This window comes from Paraburkholderia caffeinitolerans, from assembly GCF_902859945.1.
In the GTDB taxonomy this organism is placed as follows: Bacteria; Pseudomonadota; Gammaproteobacteria; order Burkholderiales; family Burkholderiaceae; genus Paraburkholderia; species Paraburkholderia caffeinitolerans.
In genome coordinates, this window is sequence record NZ_CADIKL010000007.1 from 37,893 (window position 1) to 54,572 (window position 16,680).

Annotated in this window: 16 protein-coding genes; 6 read left to right on the top strand and 10 right to left on the bottom strand. The window is 67.5% G+C overall.

Going from position 1 to position 16,680, the window contains the following annotated elements; translation table 11 throughout:
* Window positions 1-12 precede the first annotated feature (12 nt).
* The gene (locus HV773_RS08820; protein WP_129560989.1) at window positions 13-978 is read left to right on the top strand and encodes a LysR family transcriptional regulator; all 966 of its coding nucleotides are present in this window, start codon (window positions 13-15) and stop codon (window positions 976-978) included.
* A 66-nt stretch (window positions 979-1,044) separates the two neighbouring features.
* Here HV773_RS08820 and HV773_RS08825 read toward each other — a convergent pair whose 3' ends face one another.
* Window positions 1,045-2,004, bottom strand: coding sequence for an NAD(P)H-dependent flavin oxidoreductase (locus tag HV773_RS08825; protein ID WP_129560990.1), 960 nt, complete (start codon window positions 2,002-2,004; stop codon window positions 1,045-1,047).
* Between the two features lie 214 nt (window positions 2,005-2,218).
* Here HV773_RS08825 and HV773_RS08830 point away from each other — a divergent pair, with 214 nt between their 5' ends.
* A complete protein-coding gene (locus tag HV773_RS08830; RefSeq protein ID WP_377731376.1) occupies window positions 2,219-3,100 on the top strand; it encodes an alpha/beta fold hydrolase in 882 nt (293 codons plus the stop codon).
* A 9-nt stretch (window positions 3,101-3,109) separates the two neighbouring features.
* Here HV773_RS08830 and HV773_RS08835 read toward each other — a convergent pair whose 3' ends face one another.
* On the bottom strand, window positions 3,110-3,580 hold the full coding sequence (locus HV773_RS08835) for an Lrp/AsnC family transcriptional regulator (RefSeq protein ID WP_129560992.1): 471 nt from the start codon (window positions 3,578-3,580) through the stop codon (window positions 3,110-3,112).
* A gap of 133 nt (window positions 3,581-3,713) precedes the next feature.
* Here HV773_RS08835 and HV773_RS08840 point away from each other — a divergent pair, with 133 nt between their 5' ends.
* Both HV773_RS08840 and HV773_RS08845 read left to right on the top strand, forming a co-directional pair.
* Window positions 3,714-4,613, top strand: coding sequence for a DMT family transporter (locus HV773_RS08840; protein WP_129560993.1), 900 nt, complete (start codon window positions 3,714-3,716; stop codon window positions 4,611-4,613).
* Between the two features lie 75 nt (window positions 4,614-4,688).
* On the top strand, window positions 4,689-5,990 hold the full coding sequence (locus HV773_RS08845; RefSeq protein WP_129560994.1) for a DUF445 domain-containing protein: 1,302 nt from the start codon (window positions 4,689-4,691) through the stop codon (window positions 5,988-5,990).
* Window positions 5,991-6,273: 283 nt separating this feature from the next.
* Here HV773_RS08845 and HV773_RS08850 read toward each other — a convergent pair whose 3' ends face one another.
* From HV773_RS08850 to HV773_RS08875, 6 genes are read right to left on the bottom strand one after another with little or no spacing between them, the layout of a single operon-like run.
* Complete coding sequence (locus tag HV773_RS08850; protein WP_129560995.1) at window positions 6,274-7,221, bottom strand: MBL fold metallo-hydrolase; 948 nt, start codon at window positions 7,219-7,221, stop codon at window positions 6,274-6,276.
* Window positions 7,218-7,685 carry a MaoC family dehydratase gene (locus HV773_RS08855; RefSeq protein WP_129560996.1) on the bottom strand — a complete coding sequence of 156 codons (468 nt, stop codon included), beginning with the start codon at window positions 7,683-7,685 and terminating at the stop codon, window positions 7,218-7,220. The genes HV773_RS08850 and HV773_RS08855 overlap by 4 nt, the downstream gene beginning before the upstream one ends.
* Window positions 7,682-7,879 (bottom strand): DUF1289 domain-containing protein, encoded by a 198-nt coding sequence (locus tag HV773_RS08860; RefSeq protein WP_129560997.1) that lies wholly within the window; start codon window positions 7,877-7,879, stop codon window positions 7,682-7,684. Before HV773_RS08860 ends, HV773_RS08855 begins: the two co-directional genes overlap by 4 nt.
* Complete coding sequence (locus HV773_RS08865; RefSeq protein ID WP_129560998.1) at window positions 7,876-8,397, bottom strand: YbaK/EbsC family protein; 522 nt, start codon at window positions 8,395-8,397, stop codon at window positions 7,876-7,878. The genes HV773_RS08860 and HV773_RS08865 overlap by 4 nt, the downstream gene beginning before the upstream one ends.
* Window positions 8,398-8,442: 45 nt before the next feature.
* The gene (locus HV773_RS08870; RefSeq protein ID WP_129560999.1) at window positions 8,443-9,369 is read right to left on the bottom strand and encodes a hydroxymethylglutaryl-CoA lyase; all 927 of its coding nucleotides are present in this window, start codon (window positions 9,367-9,369) and stop codon (window positions 8,443-8,445) included.
* A gap of 49 nt (window positions 9,370-9,418) precedes the next feature.
* Entirely contained in the window at window positions 9,419-10,369 is a 951-nt protein-coding gene (locus tag HV773_RS08875; protein WP_129561000.1) for a 2-hydroxyacid dehydrogenase, read from the bottom strand.
* 210 nt (window positions 10,370-10,579) lie between these two features.
* On the opposite strand from HV773_RS08875, the gene HV773_RS08880 reads away from it, so the two are divergent.
* Window positions 10,580-11,230, top strand: a complete 651-nt coding sequence (locus HV773_RS08880; protein ID WP_129561001.1) for an RBBP9/YdeN family alpha/beta hydrolase — start codon at window positions 10,580-10,582, stop codon at window positions 11,228-11,230.
* 50 nt (window positions 11,231-11,280) lie between these two features.
* On the opposite strand, the gene HV773_RS08885 is transcribed toward HV773_RS08880, so the two are convergent.
* Together HV773_RS08885 and HV773_RS08890 are read right to left on the bottom strand one after the other, a co-directional pair.
* The gene (locus HV773_RS08885; protein WP_129561002.1) at window positions 11,281-12,537 is read right to left on the bottom strand and encodes an acetate/propionate family kinase; all 1,257 of its coding nucleotides are present in this window, start codon (window positions 12,535-12,537) and stop codon (window positions 11,281-11,283) included.
* The gene (locus tag HV773_RS08890) at window positions 12,534-13,484 is read right to left on the bottom strand and encodes a bifunctional enoyl-CoA hydratase/phosphate acetyltransferase (RefSeq protein WP_129561003.1); all 951 of its coding nucleotides are present in this window, start codon (window positions 13,482-13,484) and stop codon (window positions 12,534-12,536) included. The genes HV773_RS08885 and HV773_RS08890 overlap by 4 nt, the downstream gene beginning before the upstream one ends.
* Before the next feature lie 443 nt (window positions 13,485-13,927).
* Between HV773_RS08890 and HV773_RS08895 the strand changes: the two genes are divergently transcribed.
* Window positions 13,928-16,672, top strand: a complete 2,745-nt coding sequence (locus tag HV773_RS08895; RefSeq protein ID WP_227875354.1) for a DUF3141 domain-containing protein — start codon at window positions 13,928-13,930, stop codon at window positions 16,670-16,672.
* The last annotated feature ends 8 nt before the right edge of the window (window positions 16,673-16,680 follow it).

A 16,680-nucleotide genomic window follows, 5' to 3' on the forward strand; every position in this document is an offset into this window, starting at 1 on the left:
AAGGGCGGCGTGATGGACACCCTTGTCAGCATGAAAGTGTTCCGGCACGTGGTGGAGGCGGGGAGCTTCGTGGCGGCGGCCGAGCGCATGGACATGTCCGCCGCCATGGCGAGCAAGCATGTGATGCATCTCGAGCAGCAGCTCGGCGCACGCCTTCTGAACCGCACGACGCGCCGCGTCGCCCCCACCGAGGCGGGCCGCGAATACTACGAGCGCGTAGCTCTGGCGCTCACCGAGCTCGACGAAGCCGGCCAGGCCGTGGGCGCTGCGAGCGTGGTGCCGCAGGGGCGTCTGCGCGTGTCGTCGCTCACGGCGTTTGGCCTGCGCCACGTGATGGGCGCGGTGGCCGACTATGCGGCGGGCTTCCCGCTAGTCACCGTCGACATCACGCTTTCGGACCGCGTGGTCGAATTGATCGACGAAGGCTTCGACGTGGCGATTCGCGCGGCGCCTTCGGGGCTGAAGGCGTCGTCGCTGATCGCGCGGCCGCTCGCGACCGCGCATATCGTGCTGTGCGCCGCGCCCGAGTATCTACGCCGCTACGGCGTGCCGAAGAGCGTCGCCGACCTCGCGCAGCACAAGTTCGTGCATTACGCGGGCGCTTCCGCAGCGGAGCTCGCACCGTTCGCGGAGGGCGGCGCGCGGCAGGTGCGGCCCAAGCCCGGCGGCAATCTGATCGTCAATCATTTGGAGGCGCTGCGCGTGGTGCTGCTGCAGGGCGGCGGGCTCTCGATGCTCGGCACCGAGGTGATCGGCGACGACATCGCGCAAGGCCGCCTCGTGCCGCTGCTCGTCGATGCGCTGCCGCCGCGCGAGTTGCCCATCTATGCCGTCTACGCGAGCCGTCGCCATCTTTCGGCGAAAGTGCGCTCGTTCGTGGATTTCCTCGCGGAGCGCTTTGGCGAGCGCCCGCTATGGCCCGGCGTCGAGGAGATTTGCGAGGCAGCGGCGCGCGCGGCTGCGAACGGCAAGGCGTAAGCAGGAGGCGCGCCCCCGACGCTGCCGCCGCGGTAGCCGCGTTGACGAAGGAATCAGCCGGCCGCGTCAGCGCGCGAGCCCGAGCCGCGCGCGGGTCTCGTCGTACTCGCTCTTGAGGCGCGCGACCAGTTCGGCGACCGAGGGCACGTCGTCCATGAGCCCCACGCCCTGGCCCGCGCCCCAGATGTCCTTCCAGGCCTTGGTCTTGTCGCCGCCGAAATTCATCTTCGATTTATCCGATTCGGGCAGCGCGTCCGGGTCGAGCCCCGCGTTGAGGATGCTCTCGCGGATGTAATTGCCGTGCACGCCCGTGAACAGGTTCGTGTAGACGATGTCGGCGGCCTTGGCTTCGAGGATCGCGTGCTTGTACCCGTCCACGGCATGCGCCTCGCGCGTGGCGATGAAGCGCGTGCCCATGTACGCGAGGTCGGCGCCCATGGCCTGGGCGGCGAGGATCGAGCCGCCATTGGCGATCGCGCCCGAGAGCACGATGGGGCCGTCGAACATGCGCCGCACTTCGCCCACGAGCGCGAACGGCGAGGTCGTGCCCGCGTGCCCGCCGGCGCCCGCCGCAACCAGAATGAGGCCGTCCACGCCCGCTTCGAGCGCCTTGCCGGCATGACGCAGATTGATGACGTCGTGCAGCACGACACCGCCGTAGCTGTGCACGGCGTCGAGCAGCTCCTTGGGCGGCGCGCGCAGGCTCGTGATGAAGATCGGCACCTGGTGCTCCACGCATACGCGCACGTCGTGCTCGAGCCGCGTATTCGACTGGTGCACGATCTGGTTCACGGCGATCGGGCCGATCACGGCGTCCGGGTTCGCCGCCTTGTGCGCGGCGAGCTGCGCCTGGATCTGCGTGATCCATTCGTCCAACAGTTCGGCGGGGCGCGCATTGAGCGCCGGAAACGAGCCGACGATGCCCGCCTTGCACTGCGCGAGCACGAGCTCGGGGTAGCTCACGATGAACATCGGCGAGCCGACGACAGGCAACGCGAGGTTCTGCAAGAGGGCGGGCAATGCCATGGCGGGGTCTCCTTGCGGGCTGCAGGGCAGGTCCGGGCCGGACTCTGGGCGCGCGGGTTATCGCTTATGGTGCGCCGTTCGGGCGAGTCGAGGGAGTGTTCGGTTTCTAGCTTTTCGTGCCCGAATTTGCGATGACGCATTGCGCACCCCTCCTACAATACCCTTCAGACCAACAAATAGACGATGGGGACGCGACATGCCGTTCGACGGATACATGCCTTTCACCGTTCGCACCGCGGATGGCGTTGAGATTCACGGACTCCGTGGCGGCGAGGGGCCGCCGCTGCTGCTCCTGCACGGTCATCCGCAGACGCACATGATCTGGCATCGCTGCGCGGCGGATCTCGCGCAGCACTTCACGGTGATCGCCACCGACCTGCGCGGCTACGGCGCGTCGTCCAAGCCCGCGAGTGACCCGAGCCACGCGGCCTACTCGAAACGCGCGATGGCCGCCGATCAGGTCGAGGTCATGCGCCACTTCGGCTTCGAGCGCTTTCTCGTGTGTGCGCACGATCGCGGCGCGCGCGTCGCGCATCGCATGGCGCTCGACCACGCCGACGCCGTCGAGCGGCTGATGCTGCTCGATATCGCGCCCACGCTCGCCATGTACGAGCAGACCAACCGCGAGTTCGCCACGCTCTATTTCCACTGGTTCTTCCTGATCCAGCCCGAGCCGCTGCCCGAGGATCTGATCGGCGCGAATCCCGACGCGTATATCGAGCGCGTGATGGGCAGCCGCCACGCGGGCCTCGCGCCGTTCGCGCCCAAGGCGCTCGGCGCGTACCGCGCGGCGCTGCGCCAGCCTGGCGCCGTGCACGCGATGTGCGAGGACTACCGCGCTTCCGCGACCATCGACCTGGACCACGACCGCGCTGATATCGAGCGCGGCCACAAAGTGGCGTGCCCGCTGCGGGTGCTGTGGGGCGAGCACGGCGTGGTCGGGCGCTGCTTCGACCCGCTCGCGGAGTGGCGCAAGGTGGCGCGCGACGTGAGCGGCCGCGCGTTGCCGTGCGGCCACTACATTCCCGAGGAAGCGCACGAGGCGCTGGTCGGCGAAATCCTTTCGTTCTTCGAGGCGACCGAGCGCCAGGACTGATGGCCGTGCTTAGCCGAGCGGCGGCAGGCGGCGCGCCACGGGCGTGGACTTGACGATGGCGGTGCTGGTTTCCGCGCGCTCGGTGACCTTGCCCAGGATTTCGTCGAGCTGGTCGATCGAATGCAGATAGAGCCGGGCGATGAAGCAGTCGTCGCCAGTGACCTTGTCGCATTCGATGAATTCGGGAATGCGGCGGATCACTTCTTCGACCAGATGCAACTGCCCCGGCAGCGGCTTCACGCGCACGATGGCCTGCAGCGTGTAGCCGAGCGCGCGCGGGTCGATGCGCACCGTGTAGCCGCCGATCACGCCTTGGGCTTCGAGCCTGCGCAAGCGCTCCGACGTGCTCGGCGCGGAGAGTCCGATCTGGCGAGCCAGGTCGCTCACGCTCGCGCGTCCATCTTCGGCGAGCGCGGCGAGCAGCGCGCGGTCGATCTCGTCGAGCGCGATGGGTGTAGGCGCGGCGGGGCGTTTGTTCATGATTTCACCTGCGTGTTCGCTAGTCAGCCTTCGATTCGAAGGCAATTCGATATCTCAACCTTAGTTTAGCCATGTATTCCGCGCTTCGCGCTGAGTAAACTTCCAGACAGTTACTCACGTGGAGCGCTCAGTCATGTCTTCCCCAGAAGTTCGCCGCGGCGCAGCCGAGATGGTCACCGCGATGCTGATGTCCGGCACCATCGGCTGGCTCGTCGTCGATTCGCAGCAGGCGCCGATCAACGTGGCGTTCATGCGCTGCGTGCTGGGCGGCGCGACGCTCGCGCTTGCTTGCGCGGCGCTCGGCCTGCTGCGGCGCAGGCTGCCGTGGCGCACGCTCGCGCTTGCCATGGCGGGGGGCGCGGCCATCGTCGCCAATTGGGTGCTGCTGTTCGCCGCCTATTCACGCGCGTCCATTTCGATGGCCACCGCCGTCTACAACACGCAGCCGTTCATGCTGGTCGGCCTCGGTGCGCTTGTGCTGGGCGAGCGCGTGAGCGCGTCGACCGTCGCGTGGCTCGCGCTCGCCTTCGTTGGGCTCGTGGGCGTGGTCGAAGTGCAGCCGGCCGTGCTCGCAGTGCCGGGCGAGTACCTGCAGGGCGTGGCGTGCGCGGCCGGCGCTGCGTTGCTCTACGCGATCTCGTCGATCATCACGCGCCATCTCAAGGGCACGCCGCCGCATCTGATCGCGCTCGTGCAATTGGGCTTCGGCGTGCTCGTGCTCGCGCCGTTCATCCGCTACGACACGCTGCCCGCCACGCCCGTGCACTGGGCGCAGATCGCCACGCTCGGCATCGTGCACACGGGCGTGATGTACGTGCTGCTCTACGGCGCGATCCAGAAGCTGCCTACCGCGATGACCGGCGCGCTCTCGTTCATCTACCCCGTGGTGGCGATCTTCGTCGACTGGTTCGCGTTCGGCCAGCGCCTCGCGTGGATCCAGGTCGCGGGTGCGGCGCTCATCCTGCTCGCGGCGGCGGGTGTAAACCTCGGCTGGCGGATCGTGCCGCAGCGGCGCAACGCTTCTTCCGCTTGAGGTGACGAGCGCGGCGTCGCCCGCGCGCTGGCCGCATAATGTCGCGGTTTCCCGACCACGACGATGCACGAGCGCATGACCCTCTCCGACGCCAGCCACGACGAAGCCGAACTCAAACGCGCCAAGCGCCGCGCACTCTTGCTGCTGGTAGCGGCGGCGATCGTGTTCGTCGCCACGGCGCTTGCGCCGCCGGGTGTGGTGGTCGACGGCATCAAGGCGATCAGCGAAGCGTCCATGGTGGGCGCGCTCGCCGACTGGTTCGCCGTGGTCGCGCTGTTCCGGCGCGTGCCGATTCCGTTTATCGCCGCGCGCACGGGCGTCATTCCGCGCAACAAGGATCGCATCGCCGACGAACTCGCCGTGTTCGTGCACGACCGGTTTCTCAACGTCGATGCGCTGGTCGAGCTGATCCGCCGCCACGACCCGGTCGAGCGCCTTTCGTCCTGGCTCACGGCCCCGAGCAACGCGCAGCATCTGGGCGACTACGCGGTGCGGCTGATGTCGGGCCTGCTCGGCCTCACCGACGACGCGCGCATCCAGGCGTTCATCCGCGACGGCCTGCACGCCGCGCTCGACAAGGTCGATCTCTCGAAGTCGGCGGGCGCGCTGCTCGACACGCTCACGAAAGACGGCCGTCATCAGGAACTGCTCGACCAGATGCTCGATCAGCTAGGCGCTTTGCTGGCCGAGGAGAGCACGCGCACGTTCGTGGCGGCGCGCATCGTCGACGGGCTCAAGGGCGAGTTTCCGTGGACCGAAAAGATCCTGCCCTCGGAATGGATCGGCGACAGCGGCGCGCGGGTGCTGGAAAGCGCCGTGAGCCGCTTGCTGCTGCAGGTGAGCGAGGACCGCGAGCACCACCTGCGCCAGAAGTTCGACGAGGTGGTGCAAAAGCTCGTGGTGCAATTGAAAAGCGATCCCGCGTTCCTGCGCAAGGGCGAGGAACTCAAAGCGAGCCTGCGCGAAGGCAGCGCGCTCAACGAGTACACCGGTGCGCTATGGGGCAGCTTGCGCGCGTGGCTGCGCGACGATCTGGAGCGTCCCGATTCGACGCTGCACGCGAAGGTGGTGGCGACCGGCCGCTGGCTCGGCGAATCGCTGGCCGCCGACGCGGACCTGCGCGCGTCGATCAACCGCCATCTCGAAGACGCCGCGCGCGCGATGGCGCCCGATTTCGCGCGCTACCTTACGCACCATATTCGCGACACAGTGCGGAACTGGGACACGCGCGACACCGCGCGCCTGATCGAGCTGAAGATCGGCAAGGACTTGCAGGAAATTCGCGTGAACGGCACGGTGATCGGCGGGACGATCGGGCTCGGGTTGTACCTGTGCTCACACCTGTTCGAATGGTTGCGCTTGCAACTCGGCTGGTGAAATGTTCGTGAACGTATTTCTCTGATTATTCACCGCCGTTTGTTATCGATTCGGATTTCGAATCAATTCATCGGGTGAATCAATCGCTGCACAAACGTTTTGAATCAGGCCTGTGATAGCGGTTTGTAGGGAAATCACCGATGCGATGCGAATTCGCGCGCGAGTATGATCGGCTCGACAGTTTGATCACGTCAGAGCACGATACTCTCACGCTCGTCCAAGAATAGGGCGAGCGTTTTTTTTGCCGCCGCGCATGACGGCGCGGGCAATGCGGGGTGGTGCCTCAAGCCATGCCGGCGGGCGCTTCGACCCCGTTCTCGCTCATCACAAGCGCGCCGCTTTTCGCCAGCTCCCCGGCCAGTTCGCGCATCAGCGCGGGCCAGGTACTTTCGGGCGCGAGTTGCTGCGCTGCCGCGCGCATGATCGCCGCCTCGGCGAGCATCGTTTCCAGCGCCGCGAACGTCATCGTTCGCACTTCGAGCAGCTTGAACACGATCAGCACTTTGAGCGCATTCTTGGCGTTGCGCGCGCGATCGGCGCTTAGCCATGCGAGGCGTGCATAAGCGCGTTCGAGCGCGGCCTCCACATTCGCGAATGGCGCGCCATGGCCCGGAATCACCACCGCCACGTCGAGTTGCGCAATAGCGTCCAGCACCGCGCGCTGCTCCGCAAAACCGCTTGCGCCTTCGAGTTCCGGAAAGATCACGCCGAAGCCGTGCTCCCACAGCGCGTCGGCGCTGATCAGCACGCGCGGCCCGGCGGCATACAGCATCAACGAATCGGGGTCGTGGCCGGGCGCGCCGATCACCTCCCACTCGAAGCCGCCGAGCGTCACGCGCGCACCGGGCGTGAGCGTGCCCGTGAAGGCGAAGCGCTCGCAGGTCTGGCCGGTGGCGAGAAAGGACAGCCGCGCTTCGTCCCAGGCGCGCACGGCGTTCGCGCTGGCGGCGGGAATGAGCGTCTCGCAAGGCCATTGCGCCTGCAAGCGCGCGTTGCCGCCGCAGTGGTCCGAATGCAGATGGGTGTTGACGATCGTGTCGAGCGCGCGCCCCGCGAGCGCGTGCTGCACGAGCGCGACGGTTTGTGCGGCATGCGTCGCATAGCCCGTGTCGACGAGCGCCGCGCGGGTTTCGTCGACGAGCAGGATGTTGTTCGACGAGAGCCAGCCGCGCTCGAACACGCGGATCGACGGCGGCAATGTGGCGGCGGGTGGATTCGCGGCGTGGCTCATCGCGCGGCTCCTTCGCTTGCTTGCGCCTGAGGCTTCGGCATCACGAGGATCGTCGAGCGGCCCACCACGAGCGTTTCGCCGTTCTGGTTGACGGCCGTGCCTTCGAGCTTCACGAGATCACCATTCAGGCTGGCTTTCCAGTGCGCTTCCACGACGCGCCACTCGAAGGTGAGCACGTCATGGGCGTGCGCCGCGCGCTTGAGCTTCATGTCGAATTCGAGGCCGAGCGGCTGCGCGTACTGCGAAAAATGCGTGGCGAGCAGCGCCATGAAATGCGCGGTGGGCTGCGTGCCCGAGGCGATCAGGCCGCCGAAGCGGCTCTGCGCGGCGTAGGCGTCGTCGTGGTGCAGCGGGTTCAGGTCGTTCACGAGCGTGGCGAACGACTTCACCGTGTCGGGCGAGAGGGCGAGCGTGGAGCGAAACGACTCGCCGATCGTCACGACACGGGCGGGCGTGGCGGTCATCGGGCGTCTCCTGCTTTAGCCGCGTCGCGCTGGATCCACTGTTCGTGACGCGCGTCGAGCGCGTCCCACACGGCGTGCTTTGCGGCGTCGTCGAGCGTGGACCATGCGGCGATCTCATCGATCGTGCGCAGGCAGCCTTCGCACAGGCCGCTCGGCTCGTGCATGCGGCACACGTTGATGCAGGGCGAGATCATGCGTCGCGCAGCGCGACGTCCACCACGGGCGCGCCGGTAAGCGCCGCGAGTTCCTGCGGCGAAAGATTGAACACCGCGTGCGGATGGCCCGCCGCGGCCCACAGGCTCTCGAGCGCGAACAGGTCGGCGTCGATCAGCGTGACGGGCGCGGTGGCGTGGCCGATCGGGCACACGCCGCCAATCGCATAGCCGGTCATCTCGCGCACGAACTTCGCGTCGGCGCGGCCGACTTCGCCCACGTGCGCCTCGACCTTCTTTTCGTCGACGCGATTGGCGCCGCTCGCGATCACGAGCACGGGCGCATTGTCCTTGCGGCGGCGAAACAGGATCGACTTGGCGATTTGCGCGACTTCACAGCCGAGCCCGGCTGCCGCTTCCGCCGAGGTCTTGCCGGTCTCGGGCAGCAGCACGACCGGTTTGACGTGGCCGCGCTCGCGCAGCAGCAGCGCGACGCGGCGCGCGGAATCGGGCAGGGCTTCGAGGCCGTCTTTTTCGGAGTTGATGAGTGTTTCCGTCATGTCCTGGCTTCCTTCGTACTGCAATGGTTTCAGCATCCTTCAGCATCAAGCCGATGCTGCGGCGCTCTGCTTCTTGGCGAGCAGCGCCTTGCCGGCGCGCGAGACGTTGGCGCGGCCAATCGCCTTCGAAATGAAGTCGCCGGCTTCCACGACCTGGTCGAGGTCGATGCCCGTGCGAATGCCGAGGCCGTTCATGAGATACAGCACGTCTTCGGTCGCGACGTTGCCGGTCGCGCCCTTCGCGTACGGACAGCCGCCGAGCCCCGCCACCGAGGCGTGAAAGATCTCGATGCCTTCTTCGAGCGCGGCGTAAATGTTGGCGAGCGCCTGGCCATAGGTGTCGTGGAAGTGGCCCGAAAGGCGCTCGCGCGGGAACACTTTGGTGACCGCCTCGAACACTTCGTGCACGCGCTTCGCGGTGCCCACGCCGATGGTGTCGGCGATATCGATTTCGTCGCAGCCGAGCGCCGCGAAGCGCTGCACCACGTCGACGACCGACGCCACCGGCACTTCGCCCTGGTACGGGCAGCCGAACGCGCACGAGACGCTGCCGCGAATGCGCACGCCGGCGGCTTTGGCCGCTTCGGCCACGGGCGCGAAGCGGTCGATGCTTTCCGCAATCGAGCAGTTGATGTTCTTTTGCGAGAACGCCTCGCTCGCGGCGCCGAAGATCACGATTTCGTCCGCGCTTGCGGCCAGCGCGCCTTCGAAGCCGCGCAGGTTCGGCGTGAGCACCGAATAGATCGCGCCTTCGCGGCGCGCGATGCCGGTCATGACCTCGGCGCCGTCGGCCATCTGCGGGACCCATTTCGGCGAGACGAACGAGGCCGCTTCGATGTTCGGAAAGCCCGCCTTCGAGAGCCGGTCGATCAACTCGACCTTCACGGCGGTGGGCACGAATTCCTTTTCGTTTTGCAGACCGTCGCGCGGTCCGACTTCGACGATTTTGACTGCGGTGGGGAGTGTTGCCATGTCTGCCTCCTGTACTGCGATCCGATGTAAAGCTGTGTTCGCGCGCGCCTCAATAGCCGCGCGCCGTATTCACGATCCCGCTCACCGTCTCGCCGCGCGCGAGCGCCTCGATCTTGTCCGCGACCTGCGAGATCGCTTCCTCGCGCAGCGTGAGCGCCGAGCTATGCGGCGTGATCGTGATGCGCGGCTCGCGCCAGAACGGATGATCGTCCGCAAGCGGCTCATGGTTGAATACGTCGAGCGTGGCGGCCGAGAGCGTGCCGTTCGCGAGGGCATCGACGAGATCCTGTTCGACCAGATGCGCGCCGCGCGCGACGTTCACGAGATACGCGCCGCTCGGGAGCTTGCCGAAGGTGCGCGCGTCGAGCACGTTTTCGGTGTCGGGCGTGGCGGGCAGCAGGTTCACGAGCACTTTTACGTCGGCGAGGAACGCGTCGAACTGCGGGCCGCGCAGCTCGCCCGAGAAGGTCTCGATGCCGTCGAGGGTTTTCGCGCTGCGCGAGAAGCCGCGCACCGGCACGCCGAGCGACGCCACCGCGCGCGCGACGTGCGCGCCCAGCACGCCCAGGCCCAGCACGCCCACCGTGAAGGTTTCGAGCGGATGCGGCGCGAGCACGTGCCATTCGCGGCGCGCCTGCTGCAGCGTGTATTCGTCGAAGCGGCGCAGGTAGCGCAGCACCGCGTGCTGCACGTATTCGGCCATTTGCGGCGCCATGCCCGAGTCTTCGAGGCGCACGAGCAGCGCGTCGCGGGGCAGCGTGCCGGGGGACTCGCGTTCGAGCGCGAGGATCGCGTCGACGCCCGCGCCCAGATTGAAGACCGCGCACAGGTCCGGCTGCGTGGCGAACAGCTCGCGCGGCGGGTGCCAGACCACGGCGTAATCGGCGGGGGCCGTATCGCCGGGCTGCCATGCGCGCAATTCGGCGCCGGGCAGCGCGCGAGAGAGACCGTCGAGCCAGGCGGTGGCGTCGGCTTGCGGGAGCCAGAACAGAATTTTCATCGCGGTTCGTTCCCTGCAGATGGTGAAAAACGTGAGATGAGTGGGATCGGTCGCCACATTCTACGTTTTCATGCCGCAAGCCGCCGGCTTTCTCCGCGCGGCCGCGCGCCGTGGCTGGGGCGAGAAAAAGCAAAGCAAAAAAAATTGGTTTGGCGCACAGGGGCGGCGGACCACAATCCGTTCACGATCCGCCGAAGCGAGGAAAAAATCATGCTTTCGTACGACGCTTCTTCGTGTGCTTTTTCGTGCAATTCCCGCTGGCCGCCCAGACTCGTCACTGTGCCGGGCCTGCACGGCAGCGAAGGCGCGCATTGGCAAAGCTGGCTCGAGCGTCAGTTCGCGCGCTCATTGCGCGTGGAGCAGGACGACTGGGACGCGCCCGATCTGGCGCGCTGGAGCCATGCGCTCGCAAGGCTGCTCGCGCGCGAGCGCGGTCCGTTCGTGCTCGCCGCGCACAGCTATGGCTGCCTCGTGGCGGCGCACGCGCTTCAGCAGGGGCTGGTTGCCGCCGACGTGGTGGGGGCGCTGCTGGTTGCGCCCGCGAGCCCGGAGAAGTTCCGCTTTGCCGGCGCCTTCGAGGCGCGCCGGCTTCCCGTGCCTGCGATCCTGATCGGCAGCGAGACCGATCCGTGGATGCCGCTCGAGGGGGCGCAGCGCCTCGCTCAGCAGCTGGGCAGCGCGTTCGTGAATCTCGGCGACGCGGGGCATGTCAACACGGCGGCGGGCTTTGGCCCGTGGCCGCGCGCAAAGTATTTCGTCGATACGCTCGTGCACTGTGAGGCGCCGAGGCGTCTGAACACCGATAGCGACGCAGTAGATGACGAGCCGTTCGGCGTGAGCGGCCGGTTGAAATTCGCCTGAGTTTCGCCTGAAGTTCAACCGGTCGCGGGCATGCTCGCCCGCCGGCGGCATCAGCGCGCCAGCGCCCCGCGCAGCAGCCGCGCCGTATGCAGCGCGATCATCCCTTCTTCGTCGGTGCGGATCGCGAAGACCGGCACGCGGCTTTCGCGCGAACTCACGCGCTCCTTGCCGGCGTCGTTGGCCGTTGTGTCGAGCGCGGTGCCGAACAGCGGCGCGAGCCGCTCGCACACCTGCGCGCGAATCGGCGCGGCGTGCTCGCCGATCCCGCCCGTCATCACCAGCGCATCGAGCCCGCCCAGCCCGACGGCGAGCTTGCCCACTTCCTGCGCGATGCGGTACGTGTAGAAGTCGATCGCGAGCTTCGCTCGCTCGCTGTCGCTCGCAAGCAGCTCGCGCATGTCGCTGCTCACGCCCGAGAGGCCCTTGAGGCCGGACTCCTGGTACAGCAGCTTCTCGATCTCGTCGTAGCCCATGCCGCGCGCCATCATCCAGAGCACCGCGCCGGCGTCGATCGCGCCGCTGCGCGTGCCCATCGGCAGGCCGTCCAGCGCGGTGAGGCCCATGGTGGTCTCGACGCTCTTGCCGTCCTTCATCGCGCACAGGCTCGCGCCGTTGCCCAGATGCGCGACCACCACGCGGCCGCGCGCGATGTCGGGCTCGGCGCTGTGCAGGTAGTGCGCGATGTACTCGTACGAGAGGCCATGAAAGCCGTAACGGCGGATGCCTTCCTCGTAGTAGTGGTATGGCAGCGCGAAGAGCTGCGCCATGATGTCGTTGCCCGCATGAAAGGCCGTGTCGAAGCAGGCCACTTGCGGCAGCTCCGGCGCGGCCGTGCGCACCGCGCGGATCGCCGCGAGATTGTGCGGCTGATGCAGCGGCGCGAGCGGCGTGAGCGCGTCGAGCTCCTCGATCACCTTGTCGTCGATGAGCACCGCGTCCTTGAAGTGCGCGCCGCCGTGCACCACGCGATGGCCGATCGCGGCGGGCGGCGTGTCGCGCAGGCCCACCGCGAGCACGAGGCGCAGGAGGCGGAACGCGGCGTCGTGGTCGGAGACTTGTGCGACCGGAAACTTCTCGTCGACGATGAGCCGGCCATCGGCCATGCGCGCGACCACGCGCGGCGCCACGCCAATGCCTTCGATCTGGCCGCCCGCGCCGAAAATCGCGCGCGCGCCGCCTTCCGCGTGAGGATCTTCAACGACGCGATACACCGAGCACTTGATGCTCGACGAGCCCGCGTTCACGACCAGCACGATGTGGCCTTCGTCGTGCGCGTGATCCGTGGAGGAGAGGGGAGTCGTGCTCACAGGGCCTCCGGGGTCTTGCCCGCGCGCCGCGCGTGGGCGAGCAGCACCGCGATCGCGCAACTGCCGATGCGCGCGCGCACGGTGTCGGCGCGGCTCGTGAGAATCACGGGCACGCGCGCGCCGAGCACGATGCCGGCCGATTCCGCGCCGGCAAGAAAGGTGAGCTGCTTGGCGAGCATGTTGCCGGCTTCGAGGTCGGGCACCAGCAGGATGTCGGGGTCGCCCGCGACCAGCGAGGTGATGCCCTTGATACGCGCGGCTTCGGCGTTGATCGCGTTGTCGAAGGCGAGCGGACCGTCGAGCAGGCCGCCCACGATCTGGCCGCGATCGGCCATCTTGCACAGCGCGGCGGCGTCGATGGTCGAGGGCATCTTGTCGGAGACCGTCTCTACCGCCGCAAGGATTGCGACCTTCGGCGTGGCGATGCCGAGCGCCTGCACGAGATCGATGGCGTTTTGCACGATGTCGGCCTTGTCGGCGAGCTTGGGGAAGATGTTGACGGCGGCGTCGGTGATGAACAGCGGCTTGTGATACGCGGGCACGTCCATCGCGAACACGTGCGAGAGGCGGCGCTCCGTGCGCAGGCCGCTCGCGCCGCGCGCCACTTCGTGCAGCAGTTCGTCGGAGTGCAGGCTGCCCTTCATGAGCATCTCGGCTTCGCCCTCGCGCACGGCGAGCACCGCGCGTTCCGCAGAGGCATGGCTGTGCGGAACGTCAATGATTTTGACGTTTTCGAGCGAGAGCGCGGCTTCTTGCGCCACCGAGCGGATCTTCGCTTCCGGGCCGACCAGGATCGGCTCGATGAGGCCGAGGTTGGCGGCATCGAGCGCGCCCGTGAGCGACGAGACATCGCAAGGATGCGCAACGGCGGTGGGCACGGGCGCGAGGCCCGCGCAGCGGGCCAGCAGGGTGGAATACTTGTCGGGCGTGTCGGGCGTTGCAGTCATGTCGGTCTCTCATCCGAAACAAGGGCCTGTCGTGGGCGCAAATATCGGCACGCGAATTGATGTGCAAATCGGCACGAAATGGCTGTGAACAGGTCTTGAGCAGGCTAAACCACGGTGGCGCGGCGGTACGCCTCCACGTGTTCATGTTGCGGCGCGCAAAGCGCTAATAGTGTAGTTCAGCGCGTCTCGCACCGGTCGCAAAGTGTGCAGCGGCAGCGGCTGGCTTGCTCAGCGCATTCGCGATGCATCGCCCGCGCAACGGCCCGGGCAGGCGCGACGGTGCGGTCTGTCACGCGCGCTTCACGCCGCCGCGCGATCATGAAGCGCGCGCGCGATCTCGTACGGCTTGACTTGGCGCAAAACTCTGCCTAGATTGAAATACTGCAGTGCAGCATGACTGTCGTGCGCACGCCATGCACGCCCCGTTATAGGAGATTTGTCACGTGGCCGTATCCGCTTTCTCGCCTGCGCTCTCATCCGATTCTTCGCCTGCCTCCCCGAGCCGTTCTCTGTGGCCGCTCTGGCCGTTGCCGGGTTTCGAGGCCTTGCAGTCGTTCCAGCCTTTCCAGGCTTTCCAGCCCCTTGCCGACGCGTTCGCCGACTCCGCCCGCGCGGCGTCCATGCCTGGCATGCCCACTTCGCTCGCGCTGCCCGCCGCCGCGCCCGCCGCGCTCCAGCCGCTGTTCGACTACCTGTTCGACGCCTGGCAGCGCAGCGTGCTGTTCCTCGACGTGCTGAGAGAGCGCGGCAACCAGACCTACCTGCACGAGAAGGCCGGCATGCCGCCGGTGCTCGCGTTCGACTATGAAGTGATCGTCGATGGCCGCGAGTTCGAGGATCCGTGCAACTACGCGCTGTTGCGCATCAAGCCCGAAGCGGGCGTGCAGACCGACGCGCGCATGCGCCCGTTCGTCGTGATCGACCCGCGTGCGGGGCATGGCCCCGGCATCGCGGGCTTCAAGATGGACAGCGAAGTGGGCATCGCGCTGCGCAAGGGCCATCCGTGCTACTTCGTGACCTTTCGCCCCGTGCCGACCGACACGCAGACGATCCAGTCGGTGGGCGAGGCGGAAATCGTGTTCCTGCGCAAGGTGCGCGAACTGCACCCCGACGCGGACGGCGAGCCCTTCGTGATCGGCAACTGCCAGGGCGGCTGGGCCGCGGCGCTGGTCGCGGCGTCCGCGCCAACGCTCGTCGGGCCGCTCATGCTCGCGGGCTCGCCGCTTTCGTACTGGGCCGGCGTGCGCGGCAAGAACCCGATGCGCTACTCGGGCGGCATGCTGGGCGGCTCGTGGATGTCGTCGCTCGCCGCCGATCTTGGCGACGGCCACTTCGACGGCGCGCACCTGGTGCAGAACTTCGAGAACCTCAATCCGGCCAACACGTTCTGGGGCAAGCTCTACAACCTCTACGCGAAGGTCGATACCGAGCGCGAGCGCTTCCTCGAATTCGAACGCTGGTGGGGCGGCCACTACCAGCTCAACCGCGCCGAGATCGACTGGATCGTGCAGAACCTGTTCGTCGGCAATCACCTCACGCGCAACGAGGTCTACGCGAAGCACGCACGTGCGCCGGTGGACCTGCGCAACATCCGCACGCCGATCATCGTGCTGGCCTCGTGGGGCGACAACATCACGCCGCCGCAGCAAGCGCTCAACTGGATTCCCGATCTCTACGCAAGCGTGGACGAGATCGTCGCGAACGAGCAGGTGATCGTCTATTGCCTGCACGACAAGGTGGGGCACCTGGGCATTTTCGTTTCGGCAAGCGTGGCGAATAAGGAGCACACCGAACTATTTTCGGCGCTCGATCTGATCGACGTGCTGCCGCCGGGCCTCTACGAAGCGAAGATCACCGACTCGACGCCGCAGGCCGGGCGGCTCGAAGCGCTCGACGGGCGCTACGAGATCCGCTTCGAGCGCCGCACCATCGACGACATTCTCGCGCTCGACGACGGTCGCGACGACGAGCAGCCGTTCGAAGTGGTGCGCCGCATCGCGGAGAACAATCAGCGGTTCTACGACCTTTATGTGTCGCCGTTCGTGCGTGCGTCGAGCAACGCGCTTTCGGCGCACGTGCTGCGCGAGACGCATCCGTCGCGCGTGGAGCGCAGCGTGTTCAGCGACGCGAACCCGGCGCTCGGCGGGCTGTCCGCGGTGGCGCAGGCGGTGCGCGCGAACCGCTTGCCGGCCGCGCCCGACAATCCGTTCACGCTGATCGAGAAGCAGATCTCGGCGAGCATCGAAGGCGCGTGGGACGCGTGGCGCGACGCGCGCGACACATGGATCGAAAACACCTTCTACCGCGTCTATACGGCGCCCTGGGTGCAGGCATGGGTGGGCGTTGCGCCCAACACGCCGCTCGACCCGGTCGCGCCGCCGCTCATGGCGTTGCGCAAGGAGCTCGCGCAGCAGCGCCTGCGCGCCGCGCGCGAGCAAGTGAACAAGGGTACGCCGGTCGACGCGTTCATGCGCATCATGGCCTATCTCGTCGACGAGATGCGCGTGGTCCAGTACCGCCCGTTCCAGCGCATGCGCGAACTCGCGTGCGAATACATGGGCGATCGCCAGCCTGGCATCGCCGAGTTGAAGGAGTCGGCGCGCCGCCAGGGCGCGATCGTGCAGCTCGACGCGAACGCCGCTATCGAGGCGCTTCCCGAACTGGTGCCGGACATGCGCACGCGCCGCCTGTTGCTTTCGGTGGTGTATCAGGTGGCGACGGCCTCGGGCCCGCTCGACGGCGAGCGGGCGGAACGTCTCGTCGAGGTTCAGCGCGTGCTGGGCGTGGAGCCGGGCAGCGAGAAAGAGCCGTTGCCGCCGCCGCCGGGCAGCGGCAATGACGCGAGTGGCTCGGGTCATGCAGGCAGTGCGGACAACGCGGGCGATGCGAAGCCGGCAAAGGCAACGAAGACCACGGCGACAACGAAGACAGCAGCGGTGAAGCCAGCCGCGCAGTTGACGAAGCCCGCCGCCGAACCCGCGCTTGCGCCCGCACCGGCAGTGAAGTCCGCTAGTGCGGCCCAACCGTCCGCGAAGGCGAAGGCAAAGGCGGCTGCCGCTCCGGAACCGAAACCCGCAGCCAAAACGGCTGGCGCACGGCGCGCTGCCGCCGCGAGCACGCCTGCCTCGACGCGTGGCGCGCGCCCGACGACCGCCCGCCGCCGCGCAACGTCCGGCGCAGGCAAGTAAGCTGTAGA

What these genes read in the sequence shown, in the direction of transcription:
- HV773_RS08820 (WP_129560989.1), top strand. Translation starts at nt 13, where the DNA reads ATGGACACCCTTGTCAGCATGAAAGTGTTCCGGCACGTGGTGGAGGCG.
- HV773_RS08825 (WP_129560990.1), bottom strand. Translation starts at nt 2,004, where the DNA reads ATGGCATTGCCCGCCCTCTTGCAGAACCTCGCGTTGCCTGTCGTCGGC.
- HV773_RS08830 (WP_377731376.1), top strand. Translation starts at nt 2,219, where the DNA reads ATGCCTTTCACCGTTCGCACCGCGGATGGCGTTGAGATTCACGGACTC.
- HV773_RS08835 (WP_129560992.1), bottom strand. Translation starts at nt 3,580, where the DNA reads ATGAACAAACGCCCCGCCGCGCCTACACCCATCGCGCTCGACGAGATC.
- HV773_RS08840 (WP_129560993.1), top strand. Translation starts at nt 3,714, where the DNA reads ATGTCTTCCCCAGAAGTTCGCCGCGGCGCAGCCGAGATGGTCACCGCG.
- HV773_RS08845 (WP_129560994.1), top strand. Translation starts at nt 4,689, where the DNA reads ATGACCCTCTCCGACGCCAGCCACGACGAAGCCGAACTCAAACGCGCC.
- HV773_RS08850 (WP_129560995.1), bottom strand. Translation starts at nt 7,221, where the DNA reads ATGAGCCACGCCGCGAATCCACCCGCCGCCACATTGCCGCCGTCGATC.
- HV773_RS08855 (WP_129560996.1), bottom strand. Translation starts at nt 7,685, where the DNA reads ATGACCGCCACGCCCGCCCGTGTCGTGACGATCGGCGAGTCGTTTCGC.
- HV773_RS08860 (WP_129560997.1), bottom strand. Translation starts at nt 7,879, where the DNA reads ATGATCTCGCCCTGCATCAACGTGTGCCGCATGCACGAGCCGAGCGGC.
- HV773_RS08865 (WP_129560998.1), bottom strand. Translation starts at nt 8,397, where the DNA reads ATGACGGAAACACTCATCAACTCCGAAAAAGACGGCCTCGAAGCCCTG.
- HV773_RS08870 (WP_129560999.1), bottom strand. Translation starts at nt 9,369, where the DNA reads ATGGCAACACTCCCCACCGCAGTCAAAATCGTCGAAGTCGGACCGCGC.
- HV773_RS08875 (WP_129561000.1), bottom strand. Translation starts at nt 10,369, where the DNA reads ATGAAAATTCTGTTCTGGCTCCCGCAAGCCGACGCCACCGCCTGGCTC.
- HV773_RS08880 (WP_129561001.1), top strand. Translation starts at nt 10,580, where the DNA reads ATGCTTTCGTACGACGCTTCTTCGTGTGCTTTTTCGTGCAATTCCCGC.
- HV773_RS08890 (WP_129561003.1), bottom strand. Translation starts at nt 13,484, where the DNA reads ATGACTGCAACGCCCGACACGCCCGACAAGTATTCCACCCTGCTGGCC.